This window comes from Mucilaginibacter sp. 21P (genome assembly GCF_019331605.1).
Lineage (GTDB): Bacteria > Bacteroidota > Bacteroidia > Sphingobacteriales > Sphingobacteriaceae > Mucilaginibacter > Mucilaginibacter achroorhodeus.
In genome coordinates, this window is the sequence record NZ_CP063061.1 from 1,618,397 (window position 1) to 1,633,618 (window position 15,222).

The 15,222-nt window shown below is 43.9% G+C and carries 11 protein-coding genes and 1 tRNA gene; 5 read left to right on the forward strand and 7 right to left on the reverse strand.

The annotated features are described in order from the left end of the window. Window positions 1–22 precede the first annotated feature (22 nt). Window positions 23–2,518: a M1 family metallopeptidase gene (locus tag INP83_RS07280; RefSeq protein ID WP_219126909.1), complete on the reverse strand. Its 2,496-nt coding sequence runs from the start codon at window positions 2,516–2,518 to the stop codon at window positions 23–25. Between the two features lie 265 nt (window positions 2,519–2,783). Here INP83_RS07280 and INP83_RS07285 point away from each other — a divergent pair, with 265 nt between their 5' ends. Next, window positions 2,784–4,154, forward strand: a complete 1,371-nt coding sequence (locus INP83_RS07285; protein WP_219126910.1) for a DUF1080 domain-containing protein — start codon at window positions 2,784–2,786, stop codon at window positions 4,152–4,154. 202 nt (window positions 4,155–4,356) lie between these two features. Here INP83_RS07285 and ahcY read toward each other — a convergent pair whose 3' ends face one another. Further along, a complete protein-coding gene (gene ahcY / locus INP83_RS07290; protein WP_219126911.1) occupies window positions 4,357–5,673 on the reverse strand; it encodes an adenosylhomocysteinase in 1,317 nt (438 codons plus the stop codon). A gap of 203 nt (window positions 5,674–5,876) precedes the next feature. Beyond that, a complete protein-coding gene (locus INP83_RS21290; RefSeq protein WP_219126912.1) occupies window positions 5,877–6,728 on the reverse strand; it encodes a M23 family metallopeptidase in 852 nt (283 codons plus the stop codon). Between the two features lie 227 nt (window positions 6,729–6,955). On the opposite strand from INP83_RS21290, the gene INP83_RS07300 reads away from it, so the two are divergent. Beyond that, window positions 6,956–7,366, forward strand: a complete 411-nt coding sequence (locus tag INP83_RS07300) for a BrxA/BrxB family bacilliredoxin (protein ID WP_146269547.1) — start codon at window positions 6,956–6,958, stop codon at window positions 7,364–7,366. Window positions 7,367–7,456: 90 nt separating this feature from the next. Here the strand turns inward: INP83_RS07300 and INP83_RS07305 are convergent, their stop codons facing one another. Further along, window positions 7,457–8,080 (reverse strand): hypothetical protein, encoded by a 624-nt coding sequence (locus INP83_RS07305; RefSeq protein ID WP_219126913.1) that lies wholly within the window; start codon window positions 8,078–8,080, stop codon window positions 7,457–7,459. Between the two features lie 109 nt (window positions 8,081–8,189). Beyond that, the gene (locus INP83_RS07310; protein WP_219126914.1) at window positions 8,190–10,583 is read right to left on the reverse strand and encodes an ABC transporter permease; all 2,394 of its coding nucleotides are present in this window, start codon (window positions 10,581–10,583) and stop codon (window positions 8,190–8,192) included. Between the two features lie 288 nt (window positions 10,584–10,871). Between INP83_RS07310 and INP83_RS07315 the strand changes: the two genes are divergently transcribed. Both INP83_RS07315 and INP83_RS07320 read left to right on the forward strand, forming a co-directional pair. Next, window positions 10,872–11,582, forward strand: a complete 711-nt coding sequence (locus tag INP83_RS07315) for an alpha/beta hydrolase (RefSeq protein ID WP_219126915.1) — start codon at window positions 10,872–10,874, stop codon at window positions 11,580–11,582. A gap of 98 nt (window positions 11,583–11,680) precedes the next feature. After that, the gene (locus INP83_RS07320; protein ID WP_219126916.1) at window positions 11,681–13,279 is read left to right on the forward strand and encodes an aminopeptidase P family protein; all 1,599 of its coding nucleotides are present in this window, start codon (window positions 11,681–11,683) and stop codon (window positions 13,277–13,279) included. Window positions 13,280–13,417: 138 nt separating this feature from the next. On the opposite strand, the gene INP83_RS07325 is transcribed toward INP83_RS07320, so the two are convergent. Both INP83_RS07325 and INP83_RS07330 read right to left on the reverse strand, forming a co-directional pair. Continuing rightward, window positions 13,418–13,669 carry a hypothetical protein gene (locus INP83_RS07325; RefSeq protein ID WP_146268934.1) on the reverse strand — a complete coding sequence of 84 codons (252 nt, stop codon included), beginning with the start codon at window positions 13,667–13,669 and terminating at the stop codon, window positions 13,418–13,420. A gap of 78 nt (window positions 13,670–13,747) precedes the next feature. Then, a tRNA-Gly gene (locus tag INP83_RS07330) sits at window positions 13,748–13,820 on the reverse strand. Between the two features lie 970 nt (window positions 13,821–14,790). On the opposite strand from INP83_RS07330, the gene rpsL reads away from it, so the two are divergent. Then, complete coding sequence (rpsL, locus tag INP83_RS07335; RefSeq protein ID WP_079717716.1) at window positions 14,791–15,204, forward strand: 30S ribosomal protein S12; 414 nt, start codon at window positions 14,791–14,793, stop codon at window positions 15,202–15,204. Window positions 15,205–15,222: the final 18 nt, after the last annotated feature.

Here is a 15,222-nt window from a genome sequence, read left to right on the forward strand (position 1 = left end):
TCATTATTACAATAAGATATTGTTAGTTAGCCGGTGCGTTCAATTCAGCTACGCCTTTGTCAATAGCTGCATTTGATGATGTATCACCTGCTTTAGTGCGGGCCTCTTTAATGTTGGTTAGGATGGTGGCTATTTGCGGACCAACACCATACTTTTTGTATTTATTACCAAATTCAATAATTGAGTTTACACCTTGCTGGGCGTTAGCCGGATTTTTAAGGCGGCCTATCATATCAGCATAGTTCCTCATGATGTTGAATTGCGACTGAGGCTGACCGTTTTTGAACGATTCGTAAACAAATGGCCATTGCTCATCGCTGCCGCTGATAGCGTAGGTGTTAAGCACTGATTGTTTAAGCGCGCCATTGCTGTCTTTCTCATAAGTTTTAGCCAAGGTCATTGCTTCGGCAGGATTGATAAGGGCAAGTGCATTTAATGCAGCACCTTCAACAGCGTACGATTGGCTGTTAAGTGCTTGTTTGAACAAGTTGCTGTTACCAGATGCTTTTAGTTTACCCAAAGCAGTGATTGCAGCTGCTTTTACCAAGTTGTTTGGATCAGTTTGCGCCAACTTTACAAGAATAGGTTGCGCTGCATTACGCACGTCATCATTATTCATGTCTGCAGCTTTAATAGCGTCTATCTGCAATTCCCAATATTTATCATTAAGGGCGGCAATGATCACTTTGCGGGCCGCTGCATTGCTGTTTTGTGATTTTGCAGCTGCTTTAATAGCTTCGTAACGGTCTAAATATAAAGGCGCATTAAAGTACTGGAAAGCAAACTCATCAAGTGTTTTGTTGTCGGTTTTTTTAGCTAACAGCATTTTGTCTGCATCAACGTTAACCAGGCTTGGCTTAACAGCCGATTTGAAAACCAGGCTATCAACCTTGTTGCGCATCCAGAACGTTTTACGTTCTTTTTTTCCACCCGCATAAACATCAATAGCCAACGGCAGTATGAACGCGTTGCCATCCTGGCTTTGGTTCAATACCACGGTTTCGGTTTTGCTTGCATCATCCCATTTATAAGTGATGCCCAAAATAGGGTTGCCGGCACCAAAGTACCATTGGTTAAAGAACCAGGTAAGATCGCGGCCACTGGCTTCTTCCAAAGCTAAACGCAGTTGGTGGGCCTCACCGTTTTTAAAGGCATTTGTTTTAAGGTAGATGTTCAATCCTTTGTAGAAAGCATCGTTACCTAAATAATTACGCAGCATGTAAAGTATGCTGCCACCTTTTTGGTAGGTAACGGCATCAAACATGTCTTCCTTATCATGGTAATGGAAACGTACAAGATCTTTACTGCGCAGGTTTGGCTGGCTCAGGTAGTTTTCGCGATCGTCCTGAATATGGGCATCACCGGCATCTTTACCATATTTGTGTTCGGCCCATAGGGTTTCGCTGAAATCGGCGAATGACTCGTTAACAGTCAGGTTGCTCCAGCTTTCGGCGGTAACGTAATCTCCAAACCACTGGTGGAACAGTTCGTGAACGATGGTACTGCGGCCTTGCCCATAGTAATCGTCGAGCAATTCGCGTTTAGTAGCTTGCACATAATCACCATGTAAGGTTGCAGATGTATTTTCCATTGCACCGCTCACATAATCGCGCACTACGATTTGCGAATATTTATTCCATGGGTAATCAACCCCCAATGTTTTTGAGTAAAAATCTATTACCTCCGGCGTAAAGCCGAAAATATCCCTTGCATACGGCGCATATTTAGGTTCAAGATAGTAGCTAACCTCTTTACCTTTCCAGGTGTCCTTAGTGATCTTAAAATCACCCACAGCCATCATAAATAAGTATGGCGAGTGCGGCAACTCCATCTTCCAGGTATCGGTACGGGTGCCGTCTCCGTTAACCTTTTGCGAAGCCAGACGACCGTTTGATAAAGTAACGTACTTGGCCGGCACCGTCATGCTGATCTCATCAGTAGTTTTTTGGTTGGGTTTATCGATTGTTGGGAACCAAACAGACGAACCTTCGGTTTCGCCCTGTGTCCATATCTGTGTTGGTTTGTCTTTCTCGGTACCGTCTGGATTAATAAAATATAAACCTTTGGCATCGGTTATTGCCGCGCTGCCTTGTACTTTAAGTTCGTTAGGTTTGGCAGTGTAATCTATATAAACGGTGTAACTCTCATTATTGCGGTAGGTGCGGTCAAGCTTTATCTTAACCACCATGCTATCATAGGTAAATTTTAACGGCACGTTCTTACCATTCTTTACTATGGCAATGGTTTTAAGGTCCATGCCCTTTGCATCAAGCGATAATGAATCGGTAGGATAGAAGTGCGGTTTTAAGGTAACCCATTCTTTGCCGTACATGTAGCGCTTTTTGTAATCAAAACGCACGTCAAGCTTGGTGTGTACAAGGTCGCTGTATTTGGTAGGCGTTTCCCGGTAAATTTTTAATGCAGGGTCATCCTGCTTTGGTGCAGCTTGCTGTGCAGATGCGTTTAGGGCAAACGCGCCCAAACTGCCAATGAGGGCGGCAGCATAAATAATTTTCATATAGTTAATGGTTTAAATAATATGCATGCATATTAAGGCTAAGATAGCTTTATGCAATGAATTTAAGACGACAAATTTAAACTAATGTTACAGCTAAAACAGCTTTAAATAGTGTGTAATATTGGTGGTAACAAACCTGTTATATTTTAACTTAATATGCAGTTTTAATATGTAAGTGCTATTTTAGCCTTAACCAATTGTGTGCTCAACATTTACCTTGTTTAACCTGGAAACGGTGATGCCAAAATTAAACTACCTGTAATATATGAAAAACTTAAAAGCTTACCTATTGGCGGCTGCTGTTATGGCCGGTGTACATACTGCCAATGCGCAAGGCGGTTACACCAACCTGTTTGACGGCAAAACACTTAACGGCTGGAAAATATTAGCCGGTAAGGCCGAGTACAAAGTGGAGAATGGCGGCATCACCGGTACTGCGGTGCTTAACAGCGGCAACACCTTTCTGGTGACTGAAAAAGAATATGGCGATTTTATTTTAGAGATAGATGTAAAAACCGAAAGTACCATCACCAACTCGGGAGTGCAGGTACGCAGCCATTTTGACCCCGCCGGGCACGAAGGCAAAGGCCTTGTTTATGGTAAACAATGCGAAGTAGACCCCAGCGACCGCAAATGGACCGGCGGTATCTATGACGAAGGCCGACGCGACTGGCTGTACCCGATGGAACTAAACGCCAAAGCTAAAGATGCCTGGAAGAACGGCCAGTTTAACCACATCAAAGTGGAATGCATTGGCAACAGTATGAAAACCTGGATAAACGGCATTGCTACCGCTTATGTGGTAGATACGCTTGATGCCCGCGGCTTTATAGGCTTACAGGTACATGCTATTGATAACGAGGCACAGGCCGGTAAAAAGGTATACTTTAAAAACATCAAAATAAAAACTACAGGCTTAAAACCGGAGCCATTTAGTAAGGGCGTTTACGTAGTTAACCTGCAATCGAACAGTTTAACACCTTATGAGAAAACCGATGGATGGAAATTGTTATTTGACGGCAAAAGCAGCGCCGGCTGGCGTAGTGCATCTGCTGCAACCTTCCCGGCTAAGGGCTGGAAAATAGCTGATGGCAAATTATCGGTAATTGGAGCCAACGGTGGTGAAGCAACTAACGGTGGCGATATTGTTACCGATAAAATGTATGGTGCCTTTGATATGTCGTTCGAGTTCAGGATGAGTAAGGGGGCAAACAGCGGTGTTAAGTATTTTGTAACGCTTGATGAGAAAACCAAAGGCTCGGCGATAGGGTTGGAGTACCAGGTGCTTGATGATGCCGTACACCCCGATGCCAAGCTGGGCCGCGACGGCGACCGCACACTTGCCTCGTTGTATGACCTCATAACTGCCAAAAAGCAGCCGCGTTTTGTACACCCTATCGGTGCCTGGAACACCGGCCGAATCATTGTTTATCCAAACAACCACGTAGAGCACTACCTCAACGGCATAAAAGTGCTTGAATATGAGCGCGGCTCAAAAGAGTTCCGCGACCTGGTAGCCATCAGCAAATACAAGATCTGGAAAGATTTCGGCGAAGCCAAAGAAGGCCACATCCTGCTGCAGGATCACGGCTTTGATGTGGATTTCAGGAGTGTGAAGATAAAGGAGTTGAAGTAGGAACAATAACTCTTAAGCTGGTGCGAGCTTTCAGCTCGCGCTAACCATAACGTCAGCTTTCAGCTGATGGAAGCTGAAAGCTTCATTCATGCATGTCACGGGATACGCTAATCCCTCGACGGCAACAAAAAAGGGATAAGGCCTAAAAACCATATCCCTTTTTATTTTATCCTGATTCCTGACTCTAAAAGTCCTGAATCACTTAGTAACGGTAGTATTCCGGTTTAAACGGACCTTCTACGGTTACACCGATATACTCAGCCTGATCCTGGTCTAAAACTTCCAGTTCAACACCAATTTTGGCAAGGTGTAAACGGGCAACTTTTTCATCAAGGTGTTTTGGAAGGGTGTAAACTTTGTTTTCGTAAGCATCACCGTTAGTCCAAAGCTCTAATTGAGCCAAAGTTTGGTTGGTGAAGCTGTTGCTCATTACAAAGCTTGGGTGACCGGTTGCACAACCTAAGTTAACCAGGCGGCCTTCTGCCAACACGATAACATCATTACCGTTGATAGTGTATTTATCAACCTGTGGCTTAATTTCAACTTTGGTATCGCCATAAGCACCGTTTAACCATGCCATATCGATCTCGTTATCAAAGTGACCAATGTTACAAACGATAGCTTTATCTTTCAATGCACGGAAATGCTCTTCGCGAACAATGTTTTTGTTACCTGTTGCAGTAACTACAATATCAGCCTCGGCAATAGCGGTAGAAAGTTTTTTCACTTCAAAACCTTCCATTGCAGCTTGTAAAGCACAGATAGGGTCAATTTCGGTAACAATAACACGTACACCTGCATTACGCAATGAATCTGCAGAACCTTTACCTACGTCGCCGTAACCACAAACCACACCAACTTTACCGGCCATCATTACGTCGGTAGCGCGGCGGATAGCGTCTACCAGCGACTCGCGGCAACCGTATTTATTATCAAACTTTGATTTGGTAACAGAGTCGTTGATGTTGATAGCAGGCATTGGCAAAGTACCGTTCTTCATACGCTCGTACAAGCGGTGAACACCGGTAGTGGTTTCTTCAGAAAGGCCTTTAATGTTAGCAATCAGCTCAGGATATTTATCCAAAACCATATTGGTTAAGTCGCCACCATCATCCAAGATCATATTCAATGGCTTGCGATCTTCGCCAAAGAATAAAGTTTGCTCAATACACCAGTCAAACTCTTCAGCATTCATGCCTTTTTTAGCATAAACCGAAGTGCCCGCAGCTGCAATAGCAGCAGCAGCATGGTCCTGCGTTGAGAAGATGTTACAAGACGACCAGGTAACCTCAGCGCCAAGCTCGATCAAAGTTTCGATCAAAACAGCGGTTTGGATGGTCATGTGTAAACAGCCGGCGATGCGTGCACCAGCCAGCGGCTTGCTTGCGCCATACTCGGCACGAAGAGCCATTAAGCCCGGCATTTCTGCCTCAGCCAGTTCAATTTCTTTGCGACCCCAATCGGCCAGCTCAATATCTTTTACCCAATGCTTGGTGTAAGCGGTCTCTACTGATGACATAGTGTTTAATTTTTTGTTGCAAAGGTAAGTAATTGAGGCGAAAGGCGAAAGTGGTCGGTTAGTGATTGATGATTGTAATAATAGATACCAAGAGATATTACTTCCATGTGAAGATCATTAATAAAAAAGGCGATGAATTAATCATCGCCCTTATATATCAGGAGTTTCAACTAATCTCCAACCTCCGGTAACTAATCTCTAAACTACAAATTCAAGCTCAAATATTGTTTAGGATTAACCGGCTGTCCGTTCTTGCGGATCTCATAATGCAGGTGCGGCCCGGTTGAACGGCCTGTTGATCCTACCTTGCCTATCAGCTGACCAACATCAACTCTTTGGCCTTCTTTTACGTTTATCTTTGAAAGATGCCCGTACCAGGTCTCGATATTGTTATTATGGCGGATCTTTACACAGTTACCATAGCCACCGGCCCTGCCTGCAAAAATAACCCTGCCGCTGGCCGTACATTTTACAGGGTCGCCTTTATGCCCGCTAAAATCGATACCCGGATGAAACTCGCTCCCACCAAAATCAAAGGGGTTGCCGCGTGAGCCAAAAAATGATGTGAACGAACTTAGACGCGGGTAACCCATAGGAGTATAGGCTATGGTATTAACCAGCCTGTCAAGGTAATTGTTAAAATCAGCGTACAGTTTGGTCTCGCTTTTAGGCTTCTCGTCGATATTAAGTTTGCGGAAGGCGATGTTGCGCAAGCCGCGTTTGCTCATATACTCGTTAATGCGTTTTAGCTTTGACTGTATATCTGCCAAGTATGATACCGCTTTACTTCGCTGGCCGTCTTTTTGTGCCGTTTCAAGCAGAGCGTTCTGCTCAGTCTTGTCAATTTCACCTTGTAATGTAGCTATTTGCGATTGCAACCTGCTGTTCTCATGGCGTTGCTGTTCTGTTTGCGTGCTTAAGCGAATGATCGCTGTCATGAGCACCATTACCACAATAAGTACAGCGGCTACGGTAAATTTTAGCGAATTTACATGCTTGGCCTTAACCTGTACAATGCGTGGCTGGGCCTCATTTCTGTTAAAAAGAAATCCCATACCTAAATGTTCTGTTTTAAGTTTAATTCAATAGTTTTATTAGGGTTAAAAACTACAGATTGCAATATAGTAATACCGGCAAAAAAATATACCACACTTACCCTCACCATCCATCTTTCAATATTTTATAACCGAAACGTCAATTAATACGGTTTATTCTGATTACGGGTTGTTTTTATTTTGAATTTGGTACTTTTGCACTGAATATTAGCGAAGTAAAAATTATGATGTACCCAGAATATTTAGTTGCGCCAATGCGCGAAGAATTAACCCGCGTTGGTTTTGAAGAATTGAAAGATGCAGAGCAGGTTAATGCTGCTATTAAAAGCGAAGGTACCACTTTTGTAATGGTGAATTCGGTTTGTGGTTGTGCCGCTGCTAACGCACGCCCTGCTGCACGTATGGCTGCTGCCAATGCAAAACATCCGGATAAATTGGTAACCGTATTTGCCGGCATGGAGCGCGAAGCTGTTGATGCAGCCCGTAACCTGATGTTGCCTTATCCACCATCATCGCCATCAATGGCTTTGTTTAAAGATGGTAAATTGGTACACATTATAGAGCGCCATCAGATAGAAGGCCGCCCTGCACAAATGATCGCCGATAACCTGATCGACGCGTTTGAGCAATACTGTTAGTTAGTGATTGGAGATTAGTGATCAGAGATCAGTAATTTTGTAATACATAATATAAAAGCCCGGTGCAATGCATCGGGCTTTTTTAATGAGTTATTTCTTGTCGGTTATTTTAAGGTTCTTCCAGTCGCCAGGGGAGCCGAAGCCTACCCAATAGGCAATTTTTGTACCACCGGTATGAGTGAGCGGAGTAATTACAAGAGCGGGCGTAGCGGAATTATTTACATACACGCTTACCTTATCCGCCATTACATCTATTTTGGCGTGGAACCAGCCATTAGGGTCTGGTGCCGGCGTTACAGCTAACTCGTATTTGTTGGGATATTTCTCGCGCAGTATTGGCCAATCAAACAGCGGAGGGGCAATGTATTGTACACCATGGCTTCGCCTTATAGCGTCATCAGCCTTAAAATTAAACGGACGGAAATAGATTGATTCATAAGTACTATCGTTTAAACCATGGAAGGCCACACCTACAAAACTGCCCTGTAATTTATCGTTGCCTTTTACATCAAACTCAATAGTGCCGTATGTAAACCGGCGATTATTAAGCCATACAAAGCCGGCGTTATCTACGCCGTTCACCTGCACGGTGCCATCGTCTTTAATGTTGAGCTGACGGTTTACCACAGTAAAGTCTGAAGCTTTGGGTTTAACCTGCGCAAAGCAATTACTTGCACCAAAATATAAAGCCAGAAAGAGAAGTTTTCTATCCAAATGTATAAAACAAAAGGTGATAGTGAAATACTTTTAATGACCCAATGACCCAATGACCCAATGACCCAATGACCCAATGACCCAATGACCCAATGACCCAATGACCCAACTAATCCGTTTTTAAACTTTTCACCGGGTTTATCATAGCGGCTTTAATGCTCTGATAGCTTACAGTAAGTAAGGTAATTGCCAACGCTCCCACGGCTGTTGCAGCAAATATCCACCATGATAGATCCGTTCGGTATTTATAATCCTGTAGCCAGCCTTGCATAAAATAGTAGGCCGTTGGTATGGCCAGCATTAAGGAAATGGTTATCAGTACCACAAAATCAACAGACATTAAGCGCCATAATGTAAATACAGATGCACCTAATACCTTGCGAACGCCAATTTCTTTGGTGCGCTGTTCTGCCATAAAAGATGCCATGCCAAATAAGCCAAGGCAGCTTATAAATATAGCCAATATGGTAAAGAAACCGGCCAGTTTACCTACGCGTTCTTCAGTAGCAAATTTTTTGGCATATTCTTCATCAGTAAATTTGTAATCAAACGGACTGGCCGGGTCGTACTTTTTAATTACGGCCTCTATCTTTGCCAATGCTTCATGCGTGCCGACTTTAGGGTTCAGCCTAATATTCAATACATCGCCTTTCTCTTTAGACATACCAAAAATGGTGGTCTTAACGGGTTCGTAAGGAGATGTCATCACCAGATCCTTAACAACGCCGATGATTTTAAATTCAGTATCCCATTTTACAATTTCTCCTATCGGATTTTTGAAACCCAAGAATTTAGCGGTAGCCTCGTTGATAATAATGGCAGTAGAGTCTGATTTGTAATTTTCGTTAAAATCACGTCCCTGGATAATTTTCCAGCCTGCGGTTCTGCCAAAAGTTGGACTTACGGGTATAGTACCAAAATCATCCTGCTGGCCCGGCGCTTTTCCGCGCCACTGCATACCGCTGTTGTTTGACCAAACGGCTGTTAACGGACTGCCGGATTCTGCCGCGTCTATCACGGTACCGGTTTGTATCAGGTCGTTCCTTACGGCGGCAAAGCTTTTGTGTATGGCATCAGTACGCATATCGGCCTGTAACAGACCGGTACGGTTGTAGCCAACCGGCCTGTTCTTGGTATGCTGTACCTGCAGAAACACCACAATGGTGCCAATAATAAGTGTTACCGAAACGGTGAACTGCAACACCACCAGCATCTTACGCGGCAACGCGGCAAGCTTGCCGGCTTTAAAGGTTCCCTTTAGCACTTTAACCGGTTGGAAAGATGATAAGTAAAATGCAGGATAGCTACCTGCTATAATACCAGTGAGTAAAGTAAAGCCTATGCCAGTTACCCAAAACAGCGGTTTATCCCAAAGTACCGACATGGTTTTGTTGGCAACCTGGTTAAACCAGGGCAATGCCAGCACCACCAATAATATGCTTACCGCAAAGGCAAATGCCGCTACCAATAACGATTCGCTGAAGAACTGGGCTACCAATTGCGCACGCAATGAACCTACGGTTTTGCGAATGCCTACCTCTTTAGCACGTTTTTCTGAACGGGCAGTGCTTAGGTTCATGAAATTGATACAGGCCAGCAGTAATACAAACGCACCGATAATACCAAACATGACAACGAATTGGATGCCACCGCCTGTATTTACGCCATTTTTAAACTCGCTATATAAATGCCATTTGTCCATAGGGTACAGAAAAACGGTCGGCTTAAATGCCGCACCAACATCATCGCCCTGCAAAATGATGTTCTTAAGCTTCAGGTCTTTGATGCGTGCCGAAACTTTTTTGATATCGACCCCCGGCTGCAACTGTGCAAAAATCTGGAACGAGTTATTGCCCCAGCGGGTTGAAGCCCTTTTTAACCATGGTTGCGAAGCAACGTATCTATCCCATGGTGCTATCAGCTCCATATCGCTGAAGGTGGTATTTGCAGGTAAGTCTTCGTAAACACCGGTTACCTTGTGGTCGTACTGGTTGTTTATGCGTACTACCTTGTCCATAGGGTCGGTGTTACCAAACAGGGCTTTTGCCAGTTTTTGGGAGATAAGGATAGAGGTAGGTTCTTTCAGGTTATCCCGGCTGCCCTTGATCATTTTTAGGCTCAACATATCGGGCGCTTCTGGCTGCATGTAGTTGCCATGGGTTACCAGCTTTTGTTCGCCATACGATATACCGAGGGAGAAGGTCCAGCTTGATAGCGAAACATATTTAAAATCGCTCTTGTACTCATCTCGCAGCATCGTACCTAAAGGTATAGGCATAGAGTTGCTGGTGAGTACCTCACCGTTGATCGTCTGGTTTTGCATTACACGTACAATGCGGTCATGATTTTTGAAGTATTTGTCGTATGATACTTCATCATACACCCAAAGACCTATAAGTATGGCTACCGCCATGCCAACCGATAGGCCGGCAACGTTAATAAACGTGTGCGTTTTATTTTTGATAAGATTGCGCCAGGCAATTTTCAGGTAATTCTTTATCATGATAAATAAAGTTTAATAGGTACGTTGCAAACAAGCTTGCTTTAAGTACCAATGCAATAATGTGCCAAACAAGTAAATATTTGATTACAAGTTAATTGCGAGATTTATAAATACAAAAATTGTTCGTAATCGAACACCGGTTGTTCGATAGTGCGCAAAATTTGTTGCCTTGTTTATCAGGTAGTTAAATGCATCTTTTTGTAACGGTTATGCATTGGATAGCATGTTTTTAAAGATATCCGCATGCAATAAAGTTAAAGCTTATTTTTACCGGCAAAATATTTATTGATGAATTTTTCTGAAAGCACGGTGCAGCTGCAACACCAGGGCGTAAAGTTTTCAATTACCGTTTTAGAAGCAACCAAACCAAAATCGTTAGTGGTTTTTGCAGCGGGGCGCGGAGGCAGCCCAGCGAGGCATCTTCCGTTACTTGGCGCTATTGCCGACCAAGGATGTACAGTTATAGCCCCGCATTTTGACTTGATACCGGGGCACACACCTACAAAGGAACAACTTGATTCGCGCATTCGTAAGCTTGAAATTGTCTTGACTAAGTATCTCACACCTGCAGCAATACCTATTATAGGCATCGGGCATTCTATCGGGGCAACGTTGTTGCTTGCACTGGCGGGGGTAAAAGCGATGACCTTTTCAGGAGATCTTGTTGAGACTAATTTCAAGAGCCAATTTAATGGGTTGGTGCTTCTTGCGCCGGCTGTAGATTTCTATTTGCATCCGGGAGCATTAAACACGTTAAACACTGGGGTATATCTACGAACGGGTGCTAAGGATACTGTCACACCGCCCGAAAGAACAATTTTGTTTAAGAATATGCTTGAAGAGAAGCACGAAGTGAGGTTTATTTTGGACGAAAATGCAGGTCATTTTAGCTACATGGATCAATTGCCACCTAATGTGGAGGACATCCAACCCGAACGCGAGATTTTTTTATCTGCTTTAGCCAGCGATGTAACGGAATATATCGTAACCCTAAATTGAGATAAGCCATTGTTAATTCAAGCTACTTTAACGGCTTATCTATTTAAACAATTTATCCTAACTTAACGCCGTGTTTTACTAAACCAATAGCAATTAACATGAAAGTATTAAGCAAGGCAATTTTAGCCTTATCGGTAGCTGCAGTATTTGGCCAGCAAAGCGTGGCGCAGAACAACATCCCCAAAGATTATTTATCCAAGGAATTTCATGCCGGCAGGCGCGATGCCTTACGCAAATTAATGCCTGCTAATTCGGTAGCGGTGATCTTCGCATATCCCGAGCGCGTGTTCTCTAACGATGTAAATTACGTTTATCACGCAAATCCAGATCTGTATTACTTCTCGGGCTACAAGGAGCCCGATGCTGCTTTGTTGGTTTTTAAAGACCTGCAGGGAACCGGTGATACAGCCTTTAATGAGATACTGTATGTGCGCAAACGCGACCCACAGCAAGAACAGTGGACGGGCCGCCGTTTGGGTGTTGATGGCGCCAAAAGCCAACTGGGATTTAAGCGTGTGTACAACAGCAACGAATTTAGGAAGATGCCGGTTGATCTTAAAAAGTTCACAACCGTTGTTTATGACAACCTGCCCGAGGCTGCAGGTGGCGCGTTGCAGGGAATGATAACTTTATTTAAAGCCAAAGCAGGTGTAAAAGACATTGATAAAGGTTTAATGACCGATGTTAAGGTGGTAATGTCTTATTCCAATACACACAACCTTGAGCAGATAGTAAAATACATGAAGCCGCGGATGCAGGATGACGCTCACAAAAACGAACCCTTGATGCAACAAATTTCTGTAGGGATGGATTCTGTTGCGCTTGAGGGTATAAAAGCAAAATTACAGGCAAAATACGGTGCATCAAATGTTTTTACAGAATATACTAATGCGCTTCGCGGGATTAAACAGCCCGAAGAAATTGTCCTGATGAGCAAAAGCGCACAGCTATCGGCCATTGCGCATGCAGAAGTGATGAAAGCCATTAAGCCGAGCATGAGCGAGCGCGAACTGGAAGGTATATTGCTGTATGTACACAAAAAGTATGGTGCAGAGGATGAAGGCTATCCGCCGATAGTAGGCGTAGGTGCTAATGCCTGCATTTTGCACTACGAAGAAAACAATGAGACCGTTTTAAACAACCAAATGGTGTTATTAGATGTAGGATCTGAGTACCATGGCTATTCTGCCGATGTTACCCGTACAGTACCACCAACAGGCAAATTTACCGAGGAGCAAAAAGCAATTTACCAGGTTGTTTATGATGCACAGGAACAGGTTATCAATATGTGCAAAGCCGGGATTAAATACAGCGATCTGGAGAAAAAAACAGGTGAGGTGTTAGCAGCCGGTTTGATCAAGTTAGGGATCATCAATGATGCTAAAGAACTGCGTACCTATTACCCGCACGGTGTATCGCACCATGTTGGTTTAGATGTGCATGATAAAGGGCCCTACGCTGGTAATTTGGAAGCAGGCATGATCATCACGATTGAACCGGGTATTTACATCCCGGCAGGCAGCAAATGTGATAAGAAATGGTGGAACATTGGTGTGCGTATTGAAGACGACATCCTAATAGGCAAGGATAAATTTACCAACCTATCCGCCGATGCTCCACGTACTTGGCAGGCGGTTGAAAAGATGGCCGCACAAAGTAGTATATTTGACGGTGCGAAATTCCCGCCGCTTAAATAGGAAGATTTAATTATATATGAAAACCGCCCCAAAAGGGCGGTTTTTTTGTTGATGATTAAACTGCGCAATGTCCATTTTCCATTAAGCTTTTCTTTATTCACAGGTATCTGTTCGGTTAGCCCGTTATTAAAAATTAAATTATTGTGTAACCTTAACAGGAATAGGCATTACGTAGTAAAATGCGCTGCGATCGACATCGGTTATTTTAACTTCCATAGGGGAGGCAACCTTATTGATATTTACGTTGATGCTGCCGTCGGGGTTCACAGGCAGGGTTACAAATTTTTTTGAATCAGCTAAGGCTGGTGTAATAGTGGCTTTAAACAAGTTGGCTGTTAGCACAACTGCAATAATAGTAAGGACGGTTTTGGTGTAAAGGTCGGTTTTCATGTTGCTAAAGTTTTGAGTTTAAATATACTCTCAAATAGCTGAAAACGAAAAAGCCTTCAGGGTTTGGGAAGGCTTTTGAGCGAAAGACGAGATTCGAACTCGCGACCCCGACCTTGGCAAGGTCGTGCTCTACCAACTGAGCTACTTTCGCGTTGGGGTGGCAAAAGTATAATTTTAGATTAAATAGCAAAAAAATATTTTAAAATTTTTCGAATCCATGCGGAATGTTGGGTGTTCACGTTCACGCGCATGAACACCGTGAACACTCGTGAACGCCTAATATTCAATTTTTTGCGACTGACATTATTCTGTCAATGTTTTCTTAATTATTGATAATCAGTGGTTTGTGAATGACGTGGTTTTGTCAGTACTAAAACATTATACCGTCTGCAAGTAGCCGGCCGTTGTTGGTGTTGTCATCAACAACAGTGGGCTTGGGTTAAGTTATTGCTTTGATTAGTGTCAGTCTGCTCATTGCCGCAGAGGCTACTTCTTTTGTCTTGATACAAAAGAAGTAAAAGATCAAGTCAGCAAATAGGCTTCGTTGCCGCACAAGCCATTGCCCTGCAAGCGGGCAGAACCACGGGCTGCAAAATCTTGCCGCCACTTCGTTCACTAATGGCCATCTCCTCTGGCAAGTATTGCTATGCCCTTGCCAACGCACAAGGCCGCTATTGTTCTGCCCGCTTTCGCCCGAAGCTTTTTTGCTGACAGGGTAGCGGTATTAATACCCGCGTCAATTGTGAGGAACGAGGTAATCTCTTTAGGACAAGCGGCTCTGTAAGTAGGGGATTGCTTCGTTTCTCGTAATGACGCGTTGGTCGAAGCGACCCTAAACCCGATTGCAGCGGATACCGGCCCCGCGCTTAAGGCCTGTGCCGTATGAGCGCAAAGCGGGGCTGGCGGTCGATAGTAGCAGTGGCATTGCTTTACTTATCGTTTTCATAACACGTCCCTAATCCCTCTCAGGAGGGGAATTAAAGTGTATCCCGCTCCCGCTCCCGTATCCCGCTCCTTACCAATCAAAAACTTTTTTACTCAAGCGCTTGAAAATCAAAAAATAGTGCCTACCTTTGCAGTCCTTAAAATAAGGATAAAACTGTAAAAACAAAAAGCAAAGAATGCCTACTATTCAGCAATTAGTTAGAAAAGGTAGAGTAGCTCTGGAAGACAAGAGTAAGTCTCCGGCGTTGGACAGCTGTCCACAGCGAAGAGGAGTGTGCACACGCGTGTATACCACTACCCCTAAAAAACCAAACTCAGCAATGCGTAAAGTTGCACGTGTGCGCCTTACAAATGGTAAAGAAGTTAACGCCTACATCCCTGGTGAAGGCCACAACTTACAAGAACACTCAATTGTTTTGATCCGTGGTGGTCGTGTTAAAGACTTACCTGGTGTACGTTACCACATTATCCGTGGTGCATTAGATACATCTGGTGTAGCAGGCCGTAACCAGCGTCGTTCTAAATACGGAACTAAACGCCCTAAACCAGGACAAGCTGCTGCAGCCCCTGCAAAAGGTAAAAAGAAATAATTAAGGAGGATAGAATAC